This window comes from Martinezella rhizogenes, from assembly GCF_007002745.1.
GTDB lineage: Bacteria > Pseudomonadota > Alphaproteobacteria > Rhizobiales > Rhizobiaceae > Agrobacterium > Agrobacterium cucumeris.
The window spans coordinates 300866-324666 of the sequence record NZ_SGNY01000001.1 but is presented as its reverse complement, the minus strand read 5'-3'; the positions used below and the strand labels follow the sequence as shown (position 1 = coordinate 324666).

At 60.2% G+C, this 23801-nt stretch carries 29 protein-coding genes; 11 read left to right on the top strand and 18 right to left on the bottom strand.

The genetic code is table 11. The annotated features are described in order from the left end of the window. Positions 1-62: 62 nt before the first annotated feature. Positions 63-236 carry a hypothetical protein gene (locus tag EXN68_RS27545; protein ID WP_142839384.1) on the top strand — a complete coding sequence of 58 codons (174 nt, stop codon included), beginning with the start codon at positions 63-65 and terminating at the stop codon, positions 234-236. 27 nt (positions 237-263) lie between these two features. On the opposite strand, the gene EXN68_RS01650 is transcribed toward EXN68_RS27545, so the two are convergent. Continuing rightward, entirely contained in the window at positions 264-1652 is a 1389-nt protein-coding gene (locus EXN68_RS01650; RefSeq protein ID WP_193559500.1) for an MFS transporter, read from the bottom strand. Between the two features lie 175 nt (positions 1653-1827). On the opposite strand from EXN68_RS01650, the gene EXN68_RS01645 reads away from it, so the two are divergent. Then, a complete protein-coding gene (locus EXN68_RS01645; protein ID WP_142839383.1) occupies positions 1828-2076 on the top strand; it encodes a hypothetical protein in 249 nt (82 codons plus the stop codon). A 19-nt stretch (positions 2077-2095) separates the two neighbouring features. Here EXN68_RS01645 and mazF read toward each other — a convergent pair whose 3' ends face one another. The 6 genes from mazF to EXN68_RS01615 form a co-directional block, all read right to left on the bottom strand. Then, a complete protein-coding gene (mazF, locus tag EXN68_RS01640) occupies positions 2096-2455 on the bottom strand; it encodes a type II toxin-antitoxin system toxin MazF (protein WP_142839382.1) in 360 nt (119 codons plus the stop codon). Continuing rightward, the gene (gene mazE / locus EXN68_RS01635) at positions 2455-2721 is read right to left on the bottom strand and encodes a type II toxin-antitoxin system antitoxin MazE (protein ID WP_142839381.1); all 267 of its coding nucleotides are present in this window, start codon (positions 2719-2721) and stop codon (positions 2455-2457) included. The genes mazF and mazE overlap by 1 nt, the downstream gene beginning before the upstream one ends. Before the next feature lie 137 nt (positions 2722-2858). Then, positions 2859-2990 carry a heavy-metal-associated domain-containing protein gene (locus EXN68_RS01630; RefSeq protein WP_237681345.1) on the bottom strand — a complete coding sequence of 44 codons (132 nt, stop codon included), beginning with the start codon at positions 2988-2990 and terminating at the stop codon, positions 2859-2861. Positions 2991-3044: 54 nt separating this feature from the next. Further along, a complete protein-coding gene (gene cueR / locus EXN68_RS01625; RefSeq protein WP_142839380.1) occupies positions 3045-3467 on the bottom strand; it encodes a Cu(I)-responsive transcriptional regulator in 423 nt (140 codons plus the stop codon). Then, entirely contained in the window at positions 3464-6061 is a 2598-nt protein-coding gene (locus EXN68_RS01620; RefSeq protein WP_161991155.1) for a heavy metal translocating P-type ATPase, read from the bottom strand. The genes cueR and EXN68_RS01620 overlap by 4 nt, the downstream gene beginning before the upstream one ends. Positions 6062-6223: 162 nt before the next feature. Next, positions 6224-6832: a class I SAM-dependent DNA methyltransferase gene (locus tag EXN68_RS01615; protein ID WP_142839379.1), complete on the bottom strand. Its 609-nt coding sequence runs from the start codon at positions 6830-6832 to the stop codon at positions 6224-6226. Between the two features lie 107 nt (positions 6833-6939). Between EXN68_RS01615 and EXN68_RS01610 the strand changes: the two genes are divergently transcribed. Both EXN68_RS01610 and EXN68_RS01605 read left to right on the top strand, forming a co-directional pair. Next, positions 6940-7215, top strand: a complete 276-nt coding sequence (locus EXN68_RS01610; protein ID WP_142839378.1) for a type II toxin-antitoxin system RelB/DinJ family antitoxin — start codon at positions 6940-6942, stop codon at positions 7213-7215. Continuing rightward, positions 7212-7547 carry a type II toxin-antitoxin system YafQ family toxin gene (locus EXN68_RS01605; protein WP_142839377.1) on the top strand — a complete coding sequence of 112 codons (336 nt, stop codon included), beginning with the start codon at positions 7212-7214 and terminating at the stop codon, positions 7545-7547. Before EXN68_RS01610 ends, EXN68_RS01605 begins: the two co-directional genes overlap by 4 nt. 27 nt (positions 7548-7574) lie before the next feature. Here EXN68_RS01605 and blaOXA read toward each other — a convergent pair whose 3' ends face one another. Both blaOXA and EXN68_RS01595 read right to left on the bottom strand, forming a co-directional pair. Beyond that, the gene (blaOXA, locus tag EXN68_RS01600; RefSeq protein ID WP_142839376.1) at positions 7575-8399 is read right to left on the bottom strand and encodes a class D beta-lactamase; all 825 of its coding nucleotides are present in this window, start codon (positions 8397-8399) and stop codon (positions 7575-7577) included. A gap of 169 nt (positions 8400-8568) precedes the next feature. Next, positions 8569-9048 carry a YcgN family cysteine cluster protein gene (locus EXN68_RS01595; RefSeq protein ID WP_142839375.1) on the bottom strand — a complete coding sequence of 160 codons (480 nt, stop codon included), beginning with the start codon at positions 9046-9048 and terminating at the stop codon, positions 8569-8571. A 265-nt stretch (positions 9049-9313) separates the two neighbouring features. Between EXN68_RS01595 and EXN68_RS01590 the strand changes: the two genes are divergently transcribed. Beyond that, complete coding sequence (locus tag EXN68_RS01590; protein ID WP_142839374.1) at positions 9314-11506, top strand: transglycosylase domain-containing protein; 2193 nt, start codon at positions 9314-9316, stop codon at positions 11504-11506. A 241-nt stretch (positions 11507-11747) separates the two neighbouring features. Here the strand turns inward: EXN68_RS01590 and EXN68_RS01585 are convergent, their stop codons facing one another. Continuing rightward, complete coding sequence (locus tag EXN68_RS01585; RefSeq protein WP_142839373.1) at positions 11748-12647, bottom strand: LysR family transcriptional regulator ArgP; 900 nt, start codon at positions 12645-12647, stop codon at positions 11748-11750. A 375-nt stretch (positions 12648-13022) separates the two neighbouring features. Between EXN68_RS01585 and EXN68_RS01575 the strand changes: the two genes are divergently transcribed. From EXN68_RS01575 to EXN68_RS01565, 3 genes are all read left to right on the top strand, one after another. Beyond that, complete coding sequence (locus EXN68_RS01575; protein ID WP_052817581.1) at positions 13023-13631, top strand: LysE/ArgO family amino acid transporter; 609 nt, start codon at positions 13023-13025, stop codon at positions 13629-13631. A gap of 111 nt (positions 13632-13742) precedes the next feature. Beyond that, positions 13743-14330 carry a DUF1214 domain-containing protein gene (locus tag EXN68_RS01570; RefSeq protein WP_142839372.1) on the top strand — a complete coding sequence of 196 codons (588 nt, stop codon included), beginning with the start codon at positions 13743-13745 and terminating at the stop codon, positions 14328-14330. After that, positions 14323-14871 carry a DUF1254 domain-containing protein gene (locus tag EXN68_RS01565; RefSeq protein WP_142839371.1) on the top strand — a complete coding sequence of 183 codons (549 nt, stop codon included), beginning with the start codon at positions 14323-14325 and terminating at the stop codon, positions 14869-14871. The genes EXN68_RS01570 and EXN68_RS01565 overlap by 8 nt, the downstream gene beginning before the upstream one ends. 20 nt (positions 14872-14891) lie before the next feature. Here the strand turns inward: EXN68_RS01565 and EXN68_RS01560 are convergent, their stop codons facing one another. Next, positions 14892-15080 carry a hypothetical protein gene (locus tag EXN68_RS01560; RefSeq protein ID WP_142839370.1) on the bottom strand — a complete coding sequence of 63 codons (189 nt, stop codon included), beginning with the start codon at positions 15078-15080 and terminating at the stop codon, positions 14892-14894. 554 nt (positions 15081-15634) lie between these two features. On the opposite strand from EXN68_RS01560, the gene EXN68_RS01555 reads away from it, so the two are divergent. Next, positions 15635-16579 carry a DUF2336 domain-containing protein gene (locus EXN68_RS01555; protein WP_237681364.1) on the top strand — a complete coding sequence of 315 codons (945 nt, stop codon included), beginning with the start codon at positions 15635-15637 and terminating at the stop codon, positions 16577-16579. An 80-nt stretch (positions 16580-16659) separates the two neighbouring features. Here EXN68_RS01555 and EXN68_RS01550 read toward each other — a convergent pair whose 3' ends face one another. From EXN68_RS01550 to EXN68_RS01530, 4 genes are all read right to left on the bottom strand, one after another. Beyond that, positions 16660-17082 carry a DUF5333 family protein gene (locus tag EXN68_RS01550; RefSeq protein ID WP_142839369.1) on the bottom strand — a complete coding sequence of 141 codons (423 nt, stop codon included), beginning with the start codon at positions 17080-17082 and terminating at the stop codon, positions 16660-16662. Between the two features lie 42 nt (positions 17083-17124). Continuing rightward, positions 17125-17472, bottom strand: coding sequence for a DUF1491 family protein (locus EXN68_RS01545; protein ID WP_142839368.1), 348 nt, complete (start codon positions 17470-17472; stop codon positions 17125-17127). A gap of 298 nt (positions 17473-17770) precedes the next feature. Beyond that, entirely contained in the window at positions 17771-18685 is a 915-nt protein-coding gene (locus EXN68_RS01535) for a peptidoglycan-binding domain-containing protein (protein WP_161991154.1), read from the bottom strand. Beyond that, positions 18657-20186 (bottom strand): sensor histidine kinase, encoded by a 1530-nt coding sequence (locus EXN68_RS01530; RefSeq protein WP_142839366.1) that lies wholly within the window; start codon positions 20184-20186, stop codon positions 18657-18659. The genes EXN68_RS01535 and EXN68_RS01530 overlap by 29 nt, the downstream gene beginning before the upstream one ends. 485 nt (positions 20187-20671) lie before the next feature. Here EXN68_RS01530 and EXN68_RS01525 point away from each other — a divergent pair, with 485 nt between their 5' ends. Beyond that, positions 20672-21097, top strand: coding sequence for a DUF5330 domain-containing protein (locus EXN68_RS01525; RefSeq protein ID WP_046798630.1), 426 nt, complete (start codon positions 20672-20674; stop codon positions 21095-21097). Between the two features lie 193 nt (positions 21098-21290). Continuing rightward, a complete protein-coding gene (locus EXN68_RS01520; RefSeq protein WP_142839365.1) occupies positions 21291-21707 on the top strand; it encodes a SufE family protein in 417 nt (138 codons plus the stop codon). A 19-nt stretch (positions 21708-21726) separates the two neighbouring features. On the opposite strand, the gene EXN68_RS01515 is transcribed toward EXN68_RS01520, so the two are convergent. From EXN68_RS01515 to ros, 3 genes are all read right to left on the bottom strand, one after another. Then, the gene (locus EXN68_RS01515) at positions 21727-22560 is read right to left on the bottom strand and encodes a DUF6456 domain-containing protein (RefSeq protein ID WP_142839364.1); all 834 of its coding nucleotides are present in this window, start codon (positions 22558-22560) and stop codon (positions 21727-21729) included. Then, complete coding sequence (locus EXN68_RS01510; RefSeq protein WP_142839363.1) at positions 22553-22975, bottom strand: helix-turn-helix domain-containing protein; 423 nt, start codon at positions 22973-22975, stop codon at positions 22553-22555. Before EXN68_RS01510 ends, EXN68_RS01515 begins: the two co-directional genes overlap by 8 nt. 390 nt (positions 22976-23365) lie before the next feature. Beyond that, on the bottom strand, positions 23366-23794 hold the full coding sequence (gene ros / locus EXN68_RS01505) for a MucR family transcriptional regulator Ros (RefSeq protein ID WP_003497181.1): 429 nt from the start codon (positions 23792-23794) through the stop codon (positions 23366-23368). Positions 23795-23801 lie beyond the last annotated feature (7 nt).

Here is a 23801-nt window from a genome sequence, read left to right as displayed (position 1 = left end):
TGGCGGATATGGCGGTTGATAGACCAGCAACAGCCGACCAGTTCGCCAAAAGGAGAAACGGCATGACCAAAATCCGCGATACCAGCGACCCCATTCTGTTTCCGACCGAAGCCAATGAAAACAAGGCGGAGAAAAAACGTGCCGGCAAAGGCATCGTCGTCATTATCGGCGCGATCGCCATCATGTCCTTCGTCGTTTATCTGGCGGCGATCACCATCGCCGCCACGCAGTCCTGACCTCTCGCCTTGGCCGGAAACCTGTGCTCAGCCGCGTGCGCTTCGCAGCCCGCGGGCGGTAAGGAGCGCAATGAGTGAGACGGCGGCACCCAGCCCGTAAAGATAGGCCATCGGCATCGTCACATCCGCCCGCTCGATCTGCGCAACGAGATCGGTGGCGGCAGCGACGGTGCCGCTCGCACCCGCACCGGCCGCCGCCCCCAGCGTCGCGACCGTGGGAAGCAATGCACCCGTCATCTTGCGCTCTTCCTCCGGGGCTGCCTCCATGGCGGCCTGGCTGATGCCGGCCCATGACATGCCGAAGGCAGACCCGATCAGGATTTGCCCGAGCAGCATTTCGCCCCAGTTTCCGCTTGCAAGCCCCAGCCCCAGCAGGGCGCAGCCCGGTACCATCTGGTAAGGGCCATAATGCAGGCAAATTTCCCTCAGGCGGATCGAGCGCAGACTGCCGATCAGCATCGCCACGAAGCTCCAGGCAAGCGGCATCGTCACCACGATGAAACCGGCAAAAGTTGGCTCATAGTGCCACAGATTGATGGCGACATAAGCGAGATAGACACTGCCCAGCGCATGGGCATAGGACATCAGGAACAATACCCAGAAACCGCTGCCCAGCACCGTTTTCAACCGGAAGGAATCCTTCGGGAACAGGCCGGAAGAAGGCCGGATGCCCACCCGCAGCGAGGCCCATAACAGCGCGGCACCTGCCAGCAGCGAGATTGCCCGCAGGCTCGCATCCTCGAAGGCGGAAGGCGCGGAAAAGGCAAGTGCGCCAACGAGACACAGAACCAGCGGCACAAATGGTTTGCGCGTCGCCGCCACCGGACGCTCGGCGGAAACGGCGACGGTCGTGTAGGCCAGCAGCAGCACGATCAGCGGCGCCGACAGCAGGAAGGTGGCGCGCCAGGACAGGTGTTCGGTAGCGAAACCGCCGGTCAGCGGGCCGATGAAGGAAGCAACCGCCCAGATCGCCGCCTCGATGGCAAAGACCTTCGGCAACAGGCCGGAGCGGAAACCGGCGGGTATGAGGCTGTAGCACACCGCCACGATCAGCCCGTCGGCCAGCCCCTGCAACGCCCGGCCGACGACCACCCATAAGAAATCCCCGGCGATTGCGGAGAGAATCGAACCGAAAGAAAAGATCAGGCAGCACAGAAGCAAAACGGCGCGGGCGCCAAAACGCTCCCGAAACAGCACGGCGGTAACACCACCAGCCACGGAACCAACGAAATAGAGACTATAGGCCCAGCTGTAATAGGCAGCCCCGCCAATTTCGTTGACGGCGACGGGCAAGGCCGTCACCACCGCGAACTGGTTGAAGGCATGCAGGCCGATACCGGAGGAAATGACGGTCAGAAGCGAGAGGTTCGCTCCGCTCAGTAATTCGCCCCAGCCGTTTTTCTCCGTCATTTCCATACTCGTCAAAGCCGTATCCTTTCCATTTTTGCGATACGGCGGGCAAACTAGAACCTCAAGCACCATTGAGGTCAAGACAGCTTTTCACGCAATTTGCTTTGAAGGAATTGGCGGGCGGCAGGAACCCCGCGCGCGCCCGGCCGTTTGCTGAAGAACCGATAGAAAGGATATCGTCATGGACCGCAAGAAAATCATGCCGCTCAATGAAGACGCCATGGACGAGGATCTGCTCGATCTCGATATCGACGCCCTTCCGGCCAAGGGAGAAATTCCGCAATCCATCGAACAGGAAATCGAGGAGGAAGAGGCCGAGAGCGAGGATGATCCCTATCAGGAAAGCGACGAGGCCCTTCCCGACGATGCGGAAGAACGGGTGATCAACCGCAACCCCTCTCGGGAAGGCGGGGCTTTCGACGAGGTTTAGGAACTCGCATTGGCGGGACTCAGGCAGGATCGATCATGCTGATGATACGTCCGGCGATTTCGTCGATCGTCGCATCATCAAGAGTTTCAAGATATTTCGCTTTCTTCTGGGCAACACGGGCGACGATGTCCATGCTTCTCACCTGATTGCAAAGTGCGACACCAGTCGTTCTGTGGCCGGATATGTTCACGGCAAGCCCTGCTTTGCGCGTGAACATCCCGCCGGTGGTCACGGGAACGACGAGACATAGGCCGACCGCATTGATCTCTCTCGGCGTGATGACGACGCAGTGGTGTTCGTCCTTGATTTCACTACCGATAACCGGGTTCAGATCGACCAGATAGACGTCGCCGCGTTTCGGGATCTGGCTGCGAACCATCAAAGCGCCTCTTTGCCAACCGGCAGCGCTTCATCCCACTGCCGTTCCCTGGCATTCAGCGCGGCGATTTCATCAGCACCCTCCAACAACTCAGCGAGCGTGAAGCGCTTCTTTTCCGGTCGAACCGGGCTGGCGACCAAAGTGCCATTGTCGACGGCGAGCGTCAGTTGCTCGCCGATCTCCAGCCCAAGCATCTTCAAAAGAGCGGGCGGGATAGTCATCACCGCAGCCCCGCCCTGCCGTCTTATTTTTGTGGTCACCGTCATCTGTTCGCACTCCAATTTTGTGCAACATATGTAGCACATTTTCACCTTTGCGCAAACGGAAGCCGCCTTTCAGCCCACCCGCTCCGGCGAATAACCGGCATCGCGGATCGCCGCTTCCGCCGTTGCGGCGTCGCCCGTCACCGTGAGTTTGTGGGTGGCGAGATCGATGCTGACGGCGCGTCGGGCAGCACGTCGGCGAGAGCGCCGCGCAGGGTCTTTTCACAATGGCCGCAGGTCATGTCTGACACGAGGAAGGTGGTCGCAGTCATGGTTTTTCTCCTTTTGACCGGTAGCGATATGGTCGTGCCGGCTGTCATTGCAGTTCAGTGGGTTCTTGCGGGCTCGCCGACACTCTTTTCAGCGCCGGCGAGATCATCGAGGATGGGGCAATCGGGCCGGTTATCGCCGCCGCAGCAATGGGCGAGATGCGACAGCGTCTTCACCATGCTCTTCATCTCGGCGATCTTCTGCTCAAGATCGGCGATATGGACGAGCGCGATCTCCTTCACCGCCGAACTCTCGCGGCTCTTGTCCTGCCAGAGTTTCAGCAGCGTCTCGGTTTCTTCCAGCGAGAAACCGAGCGTGCGCGCCCGCTTGATGAAGCGCAGATTGTGCACGTCCTGGTCGCCATAAACCCGGTAATTATTGCCGGTGCGGGCGGCGGGGGTTATGAGGCCGATCTGCTCGTAATAACGGATCATCTTGGCGGAAACGCCCGATGCTTCCGATGCCTGGCCGATATTCACGATGTCACCTCCCTGTGAGCGACCTTCGCCCGTTTCAACCGCAGTGCATTGGCGAGAACAAAGACGCTGGACAGCGCCATGGCACCCGCGCCGATCATCGGCGATAGCGTGATGCCGAAGGCGGGATAAAGCACGCCCGCCGCAACCGGTATCAGCGCCACGTTATAACCAAAGGCCCAGAACAGGTTTTCCTTGATGTTGCGCATGGTCGCCCGGCTCATCTCGATGGCATTGACCGCGCCGAGAAGATCACCGCCGACCAGCACCACATCGGCGCTTTCGATGGCGACATCCGTGCCGGTGCCAACAGCGATACCGATATCGGCCTCGGCCAGAGCCGGCGCGTCATTGATGCCGTCACCCACGAAGGCCAGCACCTTGCCGCCGGCGCGCATTTCATGGATCGCCTTCACCTTGCCTTCGGGCAGCACTTCCGCCACCACGCGGGAGATGCCGACCTGCCGGGCGATGGCGTTGGCCGTGCGTTCATTGTCGCCCGTCACCATCGCCACTTCGATACCCATCGCCTGCAGCGCCCGGATGGCGGTGACGCTCGAGGGTTTCAGCGGATCGGCGACGGCAATCGCAGCCGCCAGCCTGCCGTCGATGGCGGCATAAAGCGGCGTCTTGCCCTCGTCACCCAGCCTTGCGGCGGCTTCAGCGAAAATCTCCACGGAATGGCCGAGTTTGGCCATGAACCGATCTGCGCCGACTTCGACCCTGCGGCCATTGACGGTGGCGGCGATGCCATAACCCGTCACGCTTTCGAAGTTCTCGACGGTCGCAGGTTCGAGTCCTGCAGGGGTCGCAACCTTCTTTTCTTCCGCAGCCCGGACGATGGCTTCGGCAATCGGATGTTCCGAACGGCCTTCGACGGCGGCGACCAGCGCCAGCACTTCGTTATCGGCAAACCCTTCCGCAACCACCAGATCGGTCAGTTCCGGGCGGCCCTTGGTCACAGTGCCGGTCTTGTCGACCACGACGATCTGCGCCGAGCGCAGTTCCTGCAACGCCTGTCCCTTGCGGAACAGCACACCAAGTTCCGCCGCCCGGCCGGTACCGACCATGATCGAGGTCGGCGTGGCGAGACCCATGGCGCAGGGGCAGGCAATGATGAGCACCGCGACCGCATTGACCAGCGCGAAAGTATAGGCAGGCTCAGGACCGAAGATCGCCCAGACGATGAAGGTCAGCACGGCAATCGCGATGACAACGGGCACGAACAGTGCGGTGACGCGGTCGACCAGCAGCTGGATCGGCAGCTTGGAGCCTTGCGCCTCCTCCACCATGCGGATGATCTGCGACAGCATGGTATCCGCGCCGACCTTGGTTGCCCTGAACTTGAAGGCGCCGGTCTTGTTGATGGTGCCGCCGACGACCGCTGCGCCGACCGTCTTTTCCACCGGCACGGGTTCGCCGGAAATCATGGACTCATCGACATAGGACGAGCCTTCGACGACTTCGCCATCCACCGCCAGCCTTTCGCCGGGACGGATGACGACGATATCGCCCGTCACCAGATCGTCAGGGGAAATATCGATGGTCGCACCGTCGCGCTCCACCCGGGCGGTCTTTGCCTGCAGGCTCATCAGCTTGCGGATGGCGTCTCCCGTACGGCCGCTGGCGCGGGCTTCGAGAAGCCGTCCGGTGAGGATCAGCGTCACGATAACGGTGGCCGCCTCGTAGTAGACGAATTGCGCCTCTGCCGGCAGCAGATCGGGCGCGAAGGTCGCCACCACGGAATAGAGATAGGCCGCCGTGACACCCAGCGCCACCAGCGAGTTCATTTCCGGCGCGCCGCGCAAAAGCGCCGGAAAACCGGTCTTGAGAAAGCGCAGGCCCGGCCCGAAGATCACCGCCGTCGCCAGCACGAAATAGATGTAATAGAGGTTCTGCGTATCGATGATGCCCATCAGCCAGTGATGCATCGGCTCATAGAGATGGCCGCCCATTTCCAGCACGAAAAGCGGTGCGGTCAGGATCGCGGCAATCGTCAGGTCGCGTTTCAGCGCGCCCTCTTCGCCTGCATGCTGCATATGGTCATGGCCGCCGCTTTCGCCGGCCGTCGCCATCTGGCTGTGGCCCTGATGATGTCCATGGTGTTGGCTTTGGTGCTGGTTGGGGTCTTGATGGGCGGAATGATCGTGCGGCTTGCGCGTCGTCAAGGCAAAGCCGGCGAGCTTTGCCGTTTCCACCAGCGCATCCCGCTCACGCCGGCCACCGATGGTTTCCACCGTCACCTTACCGGCGGCAGCGTCCACTTTCACGTCGACGGTAGTGGCGACGGCGTCCAGAATGATTTTCAACCGTCCGGCATCCGCGTCATTGCGCAGGCCTTCGACGGCAAATTCATGCCGGTCCGGTGCGATATTGTAACCGACCTTCTTGATGGCGGCACCGAGCGTCCTGGCAGAAAAGCCCTCGGCGGGCTCGACGGTGAGCTTCTTCGTGGCGAAGTTCACCGAGCTTGATGCAACGCCCGGCACCTTGGCCGCGGCCGTTTCCACCCGCCGCACGCATGACGCGCAGGTCATGCCTTCCACGGGAATGGAAACGGGTTGGTTCGAATGGGCGTGTCTGACTGTCTCGTTCATGGGAAATCCCCTTTCGAGACCCTATGTAGGGCTTTCCATGATGGGAAGGTCAAGGTGTGGGCAAGGTTTTTGTTGAACACACAATCGTGAGCACTGGCACCAGCCATAAAAGCAGGGATTTCCGTCGTTTACCTTTGTGTCCGGTAACCGCGCGTTCGCCTCTCAGGCCGCCACGCGTCTGGCGAGATAAACCGTTGCCCCACCGCATTGCGGGTCATTGACGGTGTGATCGAGAAGCCGAAACCCGTGTGCGGCGAGCAGGCTCTCATAATCTTCGCGTGCAAGGCTGGCATGATAAAGCGGCTTGCCCTGAAAAGTGCCGATCGCTTCGCCATGGCCCGGCCCGGCCGTGAACATCAAGGCCGCACCGTCATTGGCGTGCTGGCGGAAAATGCCGAACATCAGGCGTTGATCTTCGGGCTTCAGGTGGAAAAAACTGTGCCAGGCGATCAAGCCGTCAAAACGGCGACCGAGAGCCAGCTCGCGCATGTCGGCAATTGCCCAGAGATTTTCCGGAAACCGGCTGCGGCAAAGTTCGATCAGCGGCGGGGACGCGTCGATGCCCGTGACGTCATAGCCATTGGCGATGAAATAGCCGGCAATCGGTTCGCCGGAACCGCAGCCGATATCGAGAATGGAACCGCCGCCGGGCAAAAGCGAGGCGAACCTGTCCAGCCATGGTTTTTCGGCAAGGGACCGGCCGCGCTCCCTGTCGAAATCAGCGCCGTGTTCGGTATAGAGCCCGATGACATCGCGGGAGGCGTTCGACATTTCCTGATGTCCTTTCCCGGATTCAAGGCATTCCGTTACCTGTGCATCGAATATTGAAAATGATGCTCATTTGAGCTACATACAACATTATCAAAAGGAGGTCGAGCATGACCGCAAATGCTTATGTCAGAGCGCGTATCGATCAGGCGATCAAGGACGATGCGACCGCCGTGCTTGACAGTCTGGGCCTGACCGTTTCCGATGTCATGCGCATGATGCTGACGCGGATTGCCCGCGAAAAAGCCCTGCCCATCGAACTGACGCGACCCAATGCCGAAACGCTTGCCGCCATCGAAGAAGCACGTGCTATCGCGGCGGCGAGGCGTTCCCGCTTCGAAACAGCGGAAGCTATGCTTGACGCCCTTGACGGCGACAAGCGGTGACAGACGGCAAACGCCGTGAAAAACCGGCCGCGTCAAAACGTGCGACGTTGCCGCGCAGTTCAGATTTCACCCGGCAATTTCTTAAAGACTGGCAGCGTCTGAACAATTCCGGGCGCTACGATATGGAGAAACTGAAGAAGATCATGCTTCTCCTCGTCGCCAATGAGGGGCCGTTACCGGCAGAGTTTCGTGACCATGAATTGACCGGAGAATGGCGCGATCATCGCGAATGCCATGTCGGCGGCGACTTTCTGTTGATCTACATCCTCGATGAGAAGCAGAATCTCGTCGTATTCACGCGCGCCGGAACGCACGCTGAACTTTTCAGATAAAGGCGCAATCCAAGCCGGACGATCCTTCTACCGGTGCACCGCCAGCCGCGGAATATCGCGCAAAAAGGCGTCGCGTACGGCGGGGCCGAGCGGTTCGTTGGATGGTTTGTCGGAAACGCGCAGCCTTGCGAAAACGATGTGCTGGCCTTCCCGCTCCGCCCAGCCGACGAACCAGCCGAAAGGACGGTTACGGTCGGGATTGCCCTTTTCATCACGCATATAGCCGGTGCCGGTCTTGCCGTGCACTGCCCAGCTTTCCGGCGCATCGAACGTTGGCACGATCGCCCGGGTCTTTGCCTGCGCATCGCGGGAAAAAGGCAGGTTGCCGGCCAGCAGACGGCGGATGAAGCCGACCTGCTCCACCGGTGAGATGGTCAGCGATGAACCGAGCCAGGAATGGGTCAGCCCGTTATTCTTGCCCGGTTCACCGGAAACATCGGCATTTCCGTAACCGAGACGCTTCACATAAGCGGCAAATTTTTCCGGGCCGAGACGGCGGGTGACTTCGCGCGAGTACCACAGCACCGAATCCTGCTCCCATATCGTGGGATCAACCGTCTTGCGGTCCGAAGCGCGGGCCTCCGTGCCGGGTTTCCAGTCCCAGGCGGGCGACTTCTCATCCTGAAGGATGCCGGCATCGTAGCCGATCAGCGCCAGCGGCACCTTGAAGGTGGAGGCCGGGGCCACGCGCTGGTCGCAGGCGCCCTGCTGGTTGATGACCGCCCCCGTCTCGATGGAGGTGACCAGCGTGCATTCAAACGCCTGCGGCTGTTGCTGGGCAGAAGCGGAAAGCGGCAGGAAGCCCGGAAGGGCAAGGCACGAAAGAACGATGGCGGGCAGCCGGTAGCGCATGCGTTTTGATGTCCCTCGTCCGCATTTTGCGGATCATTTGCCTGAATGGTGAGAGCGGTCATTGTTTGAGGCGTATCGTTTTCCCGAAACCGCAAAACACTTTCGGGCGATATGCCTTAGGTGACTGATGGGGCAGGAATAGGACCAAGACGAAAAATCACACTTTCCGTCAAGTCCGTTCCTTTTCGCCTGCCCTCTCACCCACTGTCAGGGGCCAATCGACCACATAATCCTCGAAGTCGTCAACATCCACATCGGCCTCGCTGACGGTTCTGCCGCGTGCCGAAATACCGGCCTGATGCACCGTGTCCGTATCGCCGGAGACGAGATAGTGCCACCAGTACAGATCCTTGCCATCACGCACCAGCGCATAGGCGCAGGTGGGCGGCAGCCAGCCGATCTCATGCACCTTCTTCAGGTCAAGCTGGATACAGTCCGGCACGGTGGCGCGGCGGTTTTCGTAATCGGAGCATCGACAGCTTTCACCGTCAAGCAGCACACAGCGTACCGAGGTGAACACCACTTCGCCGGTGTCCCAGTCTTCCAGCTTGTTGAGACAGCACAGGCCGCAGCCGTCGCACAGGCTTTCCCATTCCTCGCCGGTCATCTCGGTGAGCGATTTGGTTTTCCAGAACGGCGCGTCATTCATCGTTAACATTTCCGTTTCATTTTGATCTCTTGGACGGGAGTGTTTAACCGGTCCCTAATCCTTTATATCGTATCGCCAAGGGCTGGTTTGTACGATATTTTAGCATATTGGCGGCGGCTGAGGGTCATTGGCCCGCAAGAAGTCGCCACGTCAAGCAATTCCGACATAACCATGCCACGCTTTTGCGTCGGGAATGGGTTGGAGCGGGAATATCGGGCAGGCATATCGACGGGCCGCGTTGCGTTGAACAGGAAAACATCGCCAGGTGCAGGAAGAAAAAGACGATAAAAACGGCCGCAAAAAGCGGCATATCCTGCTCCGGATCGATAGCTTCATCGATAGCGGCCTGTGGACGGCTGCGGCACGGCTGGTGGATTTCTGGGAAGACGTCACCATCGCCTCGCGCAAATTGCATGTGCGCGGCTGGAAGAAACTTGTCGTCAACCTGACCTGTGATGCGCTGACCTTCGGAACGGCAGGTGCAGTCGTGCTTCTGGCGCTGGCCATGCCTGCTTTCGAAGAGACCAAGAAGGACTGGCGTTATCGCGGCGATTTCGCCGTCACCTTCCTTGACCGTTACGGCAACACCATTGGCCATCGCGGCATCATCCACGAAGACAGCGTGCCGATCGACCAGATGCCTGACCATTTCATCAAGGCGGTTCTGGCGACCGAAGACCGGCGTTTCTTCGATCATTTCGGCATCGACTTCATCGGCCTTGCCCGCGCCATGAGCGAAAATGCCCGCGCCGGCGGTGTGGTGCAGGGCGGCTCGACGCTGACGCAGCAGCTCGCCAAGAACCTGTTTCTCACCAATGAGCGCTCGCTGGAGCGCAAGATCAAGGAAGCCTTCCTCGCGCTCTGGCTTGAGAGCAACATGTCGAAGAAGGAAATCCTCAGCCTTTATCTCGACCGCGCCTATATGGGCGGCGGCACCTTTGGTGCTGCTGCGGCGGCGCAGTTTTATTTCGGCAAGAACCTGACCGACGTGACGCTTTCGGAATCCGCCATTCTGGCCGGTCTGTTCAAGGCGCCGGCCAAATATGCGCCGCATGTCAACCTGCCGGCGGCGCGCGCCCGCGCCAATACCGTGCTTTCCAACCTGGTGCAGAGCGGGCTGATGACCGAGGGCCAGGTGATCGGCGCGCGGCGCAACCCGGCCACCGTCATCGACCGCGCCGATGTGAAGGCGCCGGATTATTTCCTCGACTGGGCCTTTGACGAGGTGCAGCGGCTGGCCGCCGAAGGCAAGTTCAAGGACCACACCGTCGTCGTGCGCACCACCATCGATACCGGCCTGCAGCAGGCGGCTGAACAGGCGATGGAAATGGAGCTGCGTGAATATGGCGAGGGTTACCGCGTCAAGCAGGGCGCAATGGTGATGATTGAAAACGGCGGCGGTGTGCGCGCCATGGTCGGCGGCCGTGACTATGGCGAAAGCCAGTTCAACCGCGCCACCGCAGCCCTTCGCCAGCCGGGCTCCTCCTTCAAGGTCTATACCTACTCGGCCGCCATGGAAAAGGGCATGAAGCCGGAAACGCTGATTTCTGACGCACCGGTGACATGGCGCGGCTGGTCGCCGCAGAATTACGGCCGTTCTTATGCCGGCAAGGTGACGCTGCAGATGGCGCTCGCCAAATCCTACAATACCGTGCCTGTGCGGCTCGCCAAGGATGTGCTCGGCACGCAGGTGATTGTCGATACCGCCAAGGCCATGGGCGTGGCCACGCCACTGCGCAGCGACAAGACCATTCCGCTCGGCACTTCGGAAGTCACCGTTCTCGATCAGGCCACCGCCTATGCCGTGTTCCCGGCCGATGGCATGCAGTCGCGCCGCCACGGCATCGAGCAGGTGATGGATTACGAGGGCAACGTTCTCTACGATTTCAGCCATGACGAGCCGCCCGCCAAGCGGGTGCTTTCCGAAGACGCCAATTCGAAGATGAACCAGATGCTGGTGACCATTCCGGTGATGGGCACGGCCCGGCGCGGCGCGCTGGATAACGGCATCGTCTCCGGCGGCAAGACCGGCACGTCGCAGGCCTATCGCGACGCCTGGTATGTGGGCTTTACCGGCAACTATACGACCGCCGTCTGGTTCGGCAATGACGAGTTCACGCCGATGAACAACATGACCGGCGGCGCGCTTCCCGCCATGACCTACAAGCGGCTGATGGACTACGCCCATCAGGGCATGGAACTGCGCCCGATCCCCGGCATCCAGAATCCGCTGCCGACGGGCGCGCGCCCGCAACCCTCGGCAGAAGTCGCATCCGCATCCGCCAGCACACCGGCCATGCCGGCGCTGACCCGCCCGCGCTCACTCTCGGCTGAGGCGACACGCGTCATCCGCTCCATCGCCAAGAAGATGAAGGATGCTTCGGCCCTGAGCGTGACGACGCAGAAGGTGGCGGATGCGTCGCTGCGGGAAGGCGCGGAGGATGCGACGCGGCGGTGACGTCTGGCGCATTGCCTGAAGATTTCTGTTGGAGTGTGTGGCTTACCCCCCTCTGTCCTGCCGGACATCTCCCCCACAAGGAGGGAGATCAGCAGGAGGCGCTACCGCCAGTTCATTCTCAAACGTTGAGATGGGCGGAACCTTGCCGCAGATCGATCTCTCCCCTTGAGGGGGAGATGCCCGGCAGGGCAGAGGGGGGTGAGCCTCGTACTCCGTCGTTACCGTTTTTCCACACCGCAGCTCACCGCAACAACCCCGCCCTCGCCGTCTCCACCATATGCGATGTCAGCGCGCCCAAACGGTCGGCGGCCAGACGATTGACCTGCCAGTAAAGCGGAATATCGAGCGGCGTGCCGGGAACGACCTCCACGAGCCGGCCTCCCCTCAAATGCTCCGCCACCAGTTGCACCGGATTAAGCCCCCAGCCCATGCCCGCAAGGCTTGCCTTCACGAAACCATCGGTAGAGGGCAGCCAGTGGGTGGGATAGGAGACGTCTTCTCCCAGCGCCTGCCTGATCCAGCTCGCCTGCAGCCTGTCCTTCTGGTTGAAGGTCAGGCCCGGGGCGCGGGCAAGGGCTGCGGGCGTGACGCCATCGGCGAAATGGCGGGTCATGAAATCCGGGCTGGCGGTCGCGTGGTATCTGAGCACACCGAGGGGTGTGACGCGGCAACCCTGCACGGGCTTGGCATGGGCGGTGACGGCGGCAAGCACCCTGCCCCCGCGCAGCCATTCCACCGTGTGATCCTGATCATCCACCGCGATATTGACGAGATAATCGTTGCTGCCGGTGAATTTCGAAACCGCATCCAGAAACCAGGTGCCGAGGCTATCGGCATTGGTGGCGATGTTGAGCGTCACGCGCTCCTGCCCCGATCCCGCTTCCGCCAATGCCGGCAGCTGGCGGAACAATTCACTTTCCAGCATGCCGACATGGTCCATATGACGGCAGAGCCACTCGCCCTTTTCCGTCGCCACGCAAGGGTTGCCACGCACGATCAGCACCACGCCCAGCCGCTCCTCCAGCTGTTTGATGCGCTGCGAGACGGCCGAAGGCGTCACACACAGCACCTGCGCCGCCTTTTCGAAACTGCCGGTCTGGGCAACGAGCGCCACGGCGCGCATGGAAGGGTAATCGAGCATTACGATACTCGATGTGAAGGCTGATTTTGACACAGCGCATATGAGGACTTCAACCATCGGCGCTGGTCATCCCCGCCCTCATTCCTGTGTTTGTCACGGGAATCCAGCCACCCCAAGCCGTTGGGCTGGAAGGGCTCCCTCGCCGTGCAGACGCACGTCGGCTGGATTCCTGTGACGAGCACAGGAATGAGGATGGAGGTGAGAAGACCGCTCATGAGATCTGTCCGTTGAATAACGTGTAGCGCATTAGCCAGACTTATCTGGATTGAGTTTATTTAACTGGATTAAACCATTCCACCCAAATATCCAAGCAGTCGGTCCGAAAGCAGCGCCTTCGGCCATTACACATGGAAAGAGGCAGGGGCCGCGACACGCATGGACATCCAAATCTTCTTCACCGGCCTGACGATGGGCCTCAGCCTCATCGTTGCCATCGGCGCGCAGAATGCTTTCGTGCTGAAGCAGGGGTTGGCGCGCTCGCATGTGTTTGCGGTCTGCGCCACCTGCGCCATTGCCGATGCGCTGCTGATCACGGTTGGCGTTTTCGGGTTTCAGCGGATCAGCGCCGTCATGCCGGCGCTCGATCCCATCATGCGTTATGCCGGGGCTGCCTTCCTCATCTGGTATGGCGCCAAAAGCCTGCATTCGGCGCTGCGATCTTCCGAAGCGCTGTCGGTGGCCGAGCGGCAGGAGGCGAGCCTGTGGCAGACGCTGGCCATTTGTCTGGCGCTCACCTTCCTCAATCCGCATGTCTATCTCGATACCGTCGTGCTGCTCGGCACCATCTCGACGCAATTTCCCGGCTTCGAAAAGACCTTTGCGGCAGGTGCGGCCACCGGCTCGGTGCTGTTCTTCTTTTCGCTGGGTTATGGCGCGCGCTGGCTGCGGCCGATCTTCGAGAAACCCTCCGCCTGGCGCATTCTCGAAGGCGTCATCGCGGTCACCATGTGGGCCATCGCCTTCAAGCTGGTCATGGGCGCGTGAGAACCGGAATTCGCAATTCCACTCATTTTCACAAAGACTAAACAAAGGGCACCATTTTCCAAACGGGGAATCAGTGATAGTCCTCGACCTGTTCAAAAACGGGAAAACAGCGTGTTCCGAGTTCCATTCCTTGTCGGCATTGCCCTTCTGATCGCCTTTGGCGGCGGTATTGCCGTGACACTGGCGGCGCTTGAGGCGACATCCGGTTTCGGATCGATCCGCATTGGTTCCTGGGATGCGTTTCCCGAAGCGCAGACGATCGAGGCCGACCCTTACGCCAAATCGCACCGTGCCGATGCCGGCAGGCTGCTTTATGGCACTACCGAGGGGCTGGCCTTTACCGCCTCCGTCGACAGCGATGGCCAGCGGCTCAGCGGCGAATGCCGTTACCGGCTGGCCGGCGCCGTGCCGCCTTCGCGATTCTGGACGCTTTATACCGCCGATCAGCAGGGCAATGTGCTGGCGGAAGATGCCGGGCGGCCGTTTGCACTGAATTCCCGCACGCTTCTGCGCAGCGCCGATGGCGGCATCGACATCACCATCGCCCCCGACGCCCAGACCTATAATTGGCTGGCGGTGCCGCAGGGCCAGACATTCAAGCTGGTCATGACGCTGCTCGACACGCCGGTTGCCGGCAGTTCCGGCCTGATCGACATCGCCATGCCGCAGATCCGCAAGCTGGGGTGTGGCAATGCTTAGGGTCCTGCTCGCCATCCTCACCGGCCTTGTCGCCGCCGCCGTGCTGCACGTCATCATTCTTCTGGCGATACCGCATTTCAGCAATCGCGATGCCTATACCCGCGCCGTTGCGGAAGGAAAGCCGCATCTGTTTCATCTGCTCGAAGAGACGACGGAGAAAAAGACGCTGGCCAGCGGCGATCCCTTCATGCGGGTTGCGGTCTGCACGTTCAATATTGAGGAAAAGCCCGTCCGGCTCACCGCCGTCGGCGTTGTGCCCTTCTGGTCGGTCGCGGTTTACGACAAGGCCTCGAACGAGGTGTTCAGCATGAACGACCGCACGTCTGCCGGCGGGGTGATGGATATTCTGGTTGCCGATGCGGTGCAGATCGCCGCTATCCGCAAGGCGCAGCCGCCATCGCTCTCACAGGCCATTCTGGCGGAATCGGATCAGACGGAAGGATATGTGGTGTTGCGGACCCTGGTGCCGCAGCCAAGTTTCGGAGAAGAGGCAGAACGTTTCCTGAACGAAGCGAAATGCCAGCCGACGCCGTGGAAGTAACGCCGGTCTTTTACATATAATCAGGATTTCAGAGCAGTTTCCGGTGCGGATTTGCCCTTGCGCACGACCTTGCCCGCGGGCTCGGTTTCGCGCTTTTCATAACGCACGCCGGTAAACAGCACCACCTTTGCGGGGCCGATCACCCTGGCTGCAATGCCGGCGGGACGCAGGCTTCGTCGTGCGTCGCCAATTGGAATAATGTCTGCCATGCTTCTCTCCTCTTCGGGAGTCAATGTTGCCTATGGGAACCGCGCAAGCCTCGTCTTGCGTCGGGAATTTCGTCACCATCACATTGCGCATAATCCAGCCCACAGGCTGGTTTTCGCATGTCCCTAAAACCGCAGAAGGTTTTAGCGCGGGACTATGCGGACATTCAGGCATTTCGCCGCCATTTTGGCTTTTATTCCGAACGTCAGAATAACATGGAATCCTAATACTGCCCATGAAATTACAAACAGACAGAGGTTAATGATCCGTTAACCCTAATCGCGGGACGGCAATTTATCGCCGACAGGGCTGCACCCGTTGAAAACAAAGGCGATGCGGCAAAGTTCCATGACATTTTTTCCGTCATGAAGGTTTTAAAATTTCCTTGTTGATAGAGGCAGAATATCTCTTGCCACCCCCCATAGTTAACAGGACGTCAACGGATTTGCTCTAATTTGAGCCGATATTGTGTTTGCGTTTGTTGGGTAGTGCGTTGACCGACCGGTTTCGAGAACTTGAGAGGCCAAGAGCCGTGAGGAAGAAAGATGTGGTGCTTATGGCCACGGTGACGAATTTCGAGAATGTTTCCCATCCGTCAAAAACGGACCTTCGGCAGTTTGCCGAACTTTTCATGCCGCTTTTCAACGCCTCCACCGAAGAAGCCAAGCGGGAAGCGATTGCCGCCCTGTCGCAGCATCCGAGCGTGCCTTCGGCCGTCGCCTTCTTCATCGCCTGCCAGCCGATTTCGCTTGCGGCGCCCTTCCTTATCGCGTCGAAGTGCCTCACTGACGAAACGCTGATCACCATTGCGCGCACGCAGGGTGCCGCGCATGCCCGCGCCATCGTGCGCCGCGAAGACCTCTCCCCCACCGTCATCGACGCGCTGGTTGGCCTGCGGCATGCCGAAGATCTGAAGCGGCCGGATGAGCCGACGACTGCCGCCGAACCGCAGTTGGTGGCAACCCCCGTCGAACCGGAAGTGGCGGACGTGGCCACCCCAGAGACCACCACAAAAATTGATGCCGTATCCGCGCTCGAAGAAGAAATGCGTCAGCGGATCAAACAGATGGCCCGCCACCTCAACCGCCCCGAAGGTGACGTGCTTGGTCTGCGCCGCCTGAGCGAAGTGCAGGAAGCGCTGCTCGTGCGTTTCGCGCGCGAGCGTAACGCCCGGCAGTTCGCGGTGGCGCTGGCGGATTCGCTGTCATCCAGTTACTGGCTGTCGGAACGTATCATGCTTGATATTTCCGGCGCGCAGCTCGCCACCACGCTCACCGGGCTCGGCATGGAATTTTCCGAGGCCGCCTTCATATTGCAATGTTTCTACCCGCATCTTGCCGCCGCCGAAGGCGACATGAGCCGCGCCGAAGCCCTGCTCGACCGTCTCGACATCGTCGAATGCGAAGAACGACTGGAAAGCTGGCGGCGCGCGGACAGCTACACGCACGGCCGCGAGCGGCCAAGCCGCAGCGTAACGGTCGTTCACAGAACGGGAACGTGAGTCAGAAGAGACTTATTTTACGACATTGAACTCGGTTGAGTTCAATGTCGGTTCCAGCGCCCTGCTTTGTGAAAATCGCCTCAGAGGGCCTTTTTCAGCTGAAGCAATCGCCCGGTCTCTGTCTTCTTCGCTATCTGTTCATGGCCAAAACGGCAAAATGCCTTCTGGTCCGCACCACGAAGACCATTGGCAGCTTCGAACTGTGTGATACCGTCAACTACGGCTGTCTTGTCGATGCTGTTCTCGATCTCAGCGGTGGCGTTGTTACCTGCGGATATTCTTTGCATGGCCGGATATTTTTCGGTAGCCGCGAGCAGCGCCTTGAAACTCATTTCCAGTTCAGGGCACTTTCGCTGGACGAGGCGGGCTTTGGCGACCATCACCGTATAAGCCGTCATCTCACGCCCCACATCCGCCGAAGAAAAAGGCTTTTGGACGCTTTTTTCCTGCGTTGAGCAGGACATTAAAACCAATGCAGCCAAAACGCCAAGCCTGATCTTCATACTTAAAACCCCTCGCACAACAATATGAATGGCCGTCTACATCTACGGCTGATCCACCAGCGTCAAGAGCGTGCCGATCTCATCGGTCTCGATCTCCACGATCCACAGATCGCTGTCAAAGCGCCGTTCCTTTTCCAAAAGAGCGGCGCTTTCCTCACCCTCCGCACCGGCAAGACGCGTTTCAAAACGGCGCTCGGCGCGGATTTCCTCGTCCTCGGCAAAACTTTGCGGTGCCGGTCCATAGAGATTTTCACGGCCATCACGCAGACGCTGGCGGATGAAGATCGCACCCGCCTCCTCCGCACCCTTCTTTTCGACGGCCGCAAATCCGCCGGCGGCGAAAACGCGGCGGATAAGGGCGGAGACGAAGATTTCGGATTTGAGGCGCATTGGCGGTGCTTTCGCGAGAGGTTGGGGCTTGCTCTCAATGTTGTGTTCTGGCGGTGGGTTCGTTGATGGCGGGCCGAAGTTGCGCGGGTTTACCCCCCTCTGCCCTGCCGGGCATCTCCCCCACAAGGAGGGAGATCGGCAAGAAGCACTGTCGTCACTCCATCCTCAACCTCGATATGGGCGAAACCTCGCCGCAGGTCGATCTCCCCCCTTGTGGGGGAGATGTCCGGCAGGACAGAGGGGGGTAAGCCACGCGCACCCCGGTCTGCCATCACTAGAAATTCCACGAAAGCCTGATCTAAATCGCCCCGATCGACTTCAGTTTCTTCAGCACCACTTCGCTCGGCTCGCCGGTTTCCGGCAGGCGATAGTGTTTTTCAAAAGCGCGGATGGCGTTGCGGGTCTGCTGGCCGGCCACGCCGTCCACCTTCACGTCGGCGTAGGCGATGTTGATCAGCCCCTGCTGGATCTTGGCGATCAGCGCGCTGCTTGCCGGTTTTGCGCCAGCGGTCGCGCTGTTGAGGGAGGCGGGTTCGGCCTTGACCTGCGGCTTCTCCGCCTTGCGGATGGCGGCGGCGACAGGATCGATTTCCACTCCGCCGCCGGTGTTGGCGTCGGACGGCCGGTCCTTTGGAATTGCCGCAACGGTGGCGCCGTCGATCCTGAGGGCTGCCAGCACCCGGGTCGTCGGCTCGCCGGTCTGTTCCATGCCGAGCGTTTCTTCGAAGAACATTATGGCGGCGGCGGTCTTCGGTCCCATGCGGCCATCCGCATCGCCTTCGTAGAGCCCGCGTTTTTTGAGTTCGCCCTGAATATCGGCAACGATCTGCTGTGGCTTCTGGCTTTCCGCTGGCGGCAGCGCCGCGGTCTCGGCGGCGGGTGGCTGCGTCGCTTCCGTCTCGTCCGGCCGCTCTATGCGAAAGGTGGTGACGTTGCCGTGGGTACCGAGCGGCTCTGCCGGGCGATAACCGGCGATGCCGTTCGGGTTTTCCGCATCACGCGTGCGCAGGAAGGGAGACGGGTGAATGCCCGGCTGGTACCAGAGCGCATTGGCCGCGACAAAGCCGAAGACGACCGCGAAAGCACCGCAGCCGCCAACCAGTTTCGGATGGCGCAGGACTTCGCGCCCGATGGCCGCAACCACCAAGGAAACAAACCCGGCGCCAATCTGGGCCGTTGTTTTCTTAGGCGATTTTCGCTTTCGCGGGGCCATCGTCACCATCCTTCTTCATAATCGCAGCCATTTCGCCGAGCTGCCGGATGCGCGGCGGAAATTCCACCATGCGTTCAGTTTCAGCGTCTTCGCCACCCGCCATGCCGGAACCGTCGGCAGGCAGCATGATCGTTACGACCGTCCCCTCGCCGGGCTGGCTGGCGATGACGAAGGTGCCGCCATGCAGTGCCACCAGCCCCTTGACCAGGGACAGTCCAAGACCCGTGCCCTCATAGCGACGGGTATATTCATTCTGAACCTGCATGAAGGGCTGGCCCAGCAGATCAATCTTGTCGGAAGCAATGCCGATGCCGGTATCGCTGACCGTCAGTTTCAGCATCTTGCCTTCACGCGCGGCGTCGATCGACACAACACCACCCGCATCGGTGAATTTTATGGCATTGCCGGCCAGATTGATGAGAACCTGGCGGATGGCGCGCTGGTCGGCCGAGATTTCGCCGATGCCGCGCTGGATGCGGCTCGTCAAAGTCAGGCCTTTTTCCTTCGCCTGCAGGCCAAGCATCGCCTCGCAGGAGGAGATGGTTTCGGCAATCGGGAAGCTTTCCATCAGCAGCTCGTAGCGGCCGGCTTCCAGTTTGCTCATATCAAGCATGGTGTTGACGACCGACAGGAGATGCGCGCCGGACTGGCGGATCAAGCCGACATATTCACGCTGACGATCATTTTCCAGCCGGCCGAAATATTCACCGGCCAGAATATCGGAAAAACCGAGGACGGCGTTGAGCGGCGTGCGCAGCTCGTGGCTGACGGCGGCAAGGAAACGCGACTTGGCGTCATTGGCCGATTCGGCCTCTGCCGCCTTGCGGGCGACATCGCGGCGCAGCAGTTCCATCTCGGTGACATCGGAAAGCTGGGCGACGACCCGGCGCAACCGGCCGGTCGTGCTGCGGATCGCCGTCATCTCGATACGGGCATGCATGAACTGCGCCGGGCGCGATTTTGCGCCGGTCTCGAACCGAAGCTCGGCGCTGGCCTTGTCCTCGCCCTGCCGCAGAAGATCAAAGGCCTGCATCAGCTCGATACGATCGGAGACATAAACATATTCGGCAAAGACATGGTCCTTGCAGGCCTGAAGCTCGACCGGAAATTTCTCACGGTCACGACCGGAGACCCGTTCGACGAGGCCGATTTCATTGATGGTGAGCACGAGGCCCGGCACCTGCGACGCTGCGACAAGGTCGTCATCAGCCGCAGGAGCGGAGAAGGATGCTGCACCACGCAGCGGCCGGGAAAAAGCAATCGACAGGGCGGCGGCGGACAGAAACAGCGCCAGCACCAGGGCTGCGCCGATGGGCAGCGCGATGGCGGGGCTGAAGACGAGGCTGAAGAGGGCGGGCACAACCAGAAGGCCGACGGCACCGAAGGCAATCAGCCGGCGCAGGCGCGCAACGGTTCCGGCGCGCCTTTCGGCGTCCTCTTCCATGCGCGCAAGCCATCTGCCCGCTGCATGGTCGACCAGTGCGACCGCTTTTTCTCTCATATTACGCAATACCAATACCGAATCCCTGAGGCGGATCTTATGGTCCCGACAATAGAAGGCGGCGGCTTAAGGAATGGATAAAAAGAATGGCCGCAAACGGCCTTCAAATGCGCCGCAGTCCCATTACGGGGCATTTATTCGAAGCTTTGCCAATCATGGTTAATGACGGGTAAGCGACGGATTTCGCTTCATTTTTGCCATCGCGTTAACCTTTGTGGCAATGCATGCCGCTTCTTTGCCCCGGAACGCGCGGCCTCTGTCGCAATTATGCTTAACATGGACTGTTAAAATGCGAATGAATTGATGGCAGGCGTCCCGATGCGAGGAGAATAGATACAATTTGAATTAAATTGCGCCGCTTTTTGCAATTGGCTGTTCGCCGGTCGCCTGTAGCTTCTCCCCAAGCCCGAAAAACGGGACAAAGGCCAATGACCCGAAACCGGGCGGGGCTTCAAAACAAAGATCATCTGGCAGGGTGTCTGACAATGTGGTTTCTGATCAAAGGAACATTCTGGTTTTCGCTGGTGCTGGTGGCGCTGTCCTATTTCGGTAGCTACAACGACCCCACCAAGGAACCTTCGGCATTCGATCTTCCCAGCGCCGTTTCGGCCGCCGGTGAGGCCTATCGTTATGTCAGCGCCATCTGCATCGAAAAGCCCGACGTCTGCGTCAAGGGCGCCGAAACCTTCCACGCGCTCGGTGAGCGGGCAAAGGAAGGCGCCAAGGTTGCCTATGAACTGCTCGACGCGCAGCTTGCCGCCGGTGACAAGACCGCGCCCGCCGCTGAAGTGGCTGTCGAGACCGAAAAACTGGCCGAAGCGCCTGCCATCAGCGTCGAATTCCCTGGGAATACCGACATGCTGAAGACCGGCACCGTCATTCCCCTGCCGCAGAAGCGCCCTGCCCCCTGATTATTGCCGGTCGCGCATCGCCGCGCCGCCCCTTCTCTGCAGCCGGATATGCCCGTCTGCGTGACTGCCTGCCAAACTTGCCCACGGAAACCTGTTTTCCGTGGGCTTTTTCATGGCCTGCCCGGTTCAAAACCGGTCACACTTGCCCTATATCGTAGCAAAGACATGCAATAGTGGACGATACGGCGCGCAAATGGCCTCTCTCGAAACGATCCTTGATGACTTCGCCTTCCTTGACGACTGGGAGGATCGCTATCGTTACGTCATCGAACTTGGCAAGGCGCTGCCCGATCTGCCGGAGGACAAGCGTACCGCTGAAAACAAGGTGCAGGGTTGCGCCAGCCAGGTCTGGCTGGTCAGCCATAGCGATGGGGCGGAAGATCCTCTCATGACCTTCGAGGGTGATTCCGACGCGCATATCGTGCGCGGTCTCGTTGCCATCGTCCTTGCCGTCTATTCCGGTAAAAAGGCCTCCGAAATCGCCGGTCTCGATGCCATCGAGGTGTTCGACAAGATCGGGCTGGTGGAGCATCTCTCCTCGCAGCGTGCCAATGGCCTGCGCTCCATGGTCAAGCGCATTCGTGAAGAAGCAAGGCTGCTCGCCGCCTGATCACTACCCGCCTGACCCATTACCGTGTCACCGTCATTGCCGCCATCGGCGGGCGATAATCCTCTTCGCCCCAATGGTGGCTTGTGCGTCTGGCGCGACCGGGCGGCGGTGCGTAGTGTCTCGCAAGTGACAGAAGTGCAGCCCTCAGCAGGAGTTTTGCGGAGCGCGCCGGCCATTGCCGCTCCCGCTCCACCGCCTCCAGCCCCTTTTCAAAACAGCAGACATCGATGGCGACGCCGCAAAGCTCCGGCCCCATGGCATCGGCTGCGCGGGCAAACCGGACCCGTGCGGCCATCGCTGCCTCGGTGAGATCAAGCGCGCCGCCCGCCTCCCCTTTGGTTCGGTTCGCTATTCGCGGTTCCCATGTTGCCGTCACCTTTGGGCTGAGATGGCCGCGATGGAAATCAGCCGAGAGGCGTTCGCCCGCCTGCAAGGCTTCCGCCGGGAAAAAAGCCGTGCCATCCCGTTCCTTCAGACGGGAAAAGGCCATGAGTGGTGATGTGTTGAGGTTTTGCCGGGCCGGTTGTTTATCGCCATCGACATCAACGACAATGTTCTGCAAATCCCGATGCTGCGCCTGAAAAACCTCGTCCCGGTCCTTCGCCATCGCGCGCTTGAGATAAGAGCCGAGTGGCGGTGCGGCAGACAGCGTGTCTTCCCGCCTCTCGACCAGCCCGGAAGAGAGCGCAAGCTGCATCAAGGCCGCCGGCAACCGCAGTGCCGAACGCTCCTGCCGCATTCGGTGCAGGAGGATATCGCCGCCTTCTTCGCGGATTTCAGCCGGGCCGGCTGCGATGCAACGCAGAAGCCGCAGCAGGGCCGGATCAACCGGAGTGGCTTTTGCCTCACTCATCCCGCACCCCTTTCATCAGGTTGAAAATGCTGCCGGCCAATCGTTCCAGTGCAGCGATGAATTCATCAAAGGCCGGCTCGTCACGGCGGTCCTCGACAACCTGGCAGGCATGACCGACCGTCGTTCTATCCCTGCCGAAACAGGGGCCGATATCCGACATGGGAATGCCAAGCTGCACATGGCACACATACATGGCGATCTGGCGCACATGGCATTCGCTTCGCCGTCTGTCACGGCGTGCGCCCAGCCGCTCACCGGTCAACTGCACCATTTCAGTGGTCAGCTGCCGGATCAGCCGGCAGATGCGGGCAATCTCATCCCGCCCGGCGGCAGGCGGAAAACGGCGAAAATGACGATCGGCGACCGGCACACATGGCCGCGCGGCAACAGACAGGGGCAATATATCCGACGGCATATGCAACTCCTCTACGAATAGGAATTAATTCATACACCTGAGAGCTCACCCGGGGAAGCGTGAATTTGGCCGCGAAGAATATGCGCTTGATATGGTTTTATTTTTGCAGAAATGCCGCGCACGATAAAGGATTTTTTTCCTCACACGAGATTCGACGCGACAATAAAAAAGCCGGTCGACGGACCGGCTGGACATTCATGTGATGGTAAAGACAGCTTCAAAGGAAACATGTGAGGCGGGCGGGCTCCGCTTGCCGCCTTCTCCCCGCCGGGGAGAAGGTCGCGGCAGCGGATTGAGGGGGCTTAGTCGGCGACATGCGGAGAGTTTGCCCCCTCATCTGACCCTTCCTGCCATCTTCTCCCCGGCGGGGAGAAGAACAGGCAGATCCGATTAGCGGCTGGCCTTGCGGCGCTGGCCGAGACCCATTTCCTTGGCGAGCCGCGAGCGGGCTTCGGCATAGGCGGGCGCAACCATCGGATAGTCGACCGGCAGGTCCCATTTTTCGCGATATTCTTCCGGCGTCATGCTGTGATGTGTCGTGAGATGGCGCTTCAGCGACTTGAACGAGCCGCCGCATTCCAAACAGACGATATGATCGTCCTGAACCGACTTGCGAACCGAGACGGCAGGCTTCTGCTTTTCAACATTGACCGCCACCGATGCCGGTGCCGAGGTGCCGCTGAGTGCCGTGTGAACATCCGAAATAAGGCCGGGAAGGTCTGTTACCGGAACGACGTGGTTGCTAACATAGGCAGCCACAATATCCGCCGTCAGTTCGACCAGCAGATCCTGGGCGTTACCGTATGCAGTTTCCGTCATTTAAGTA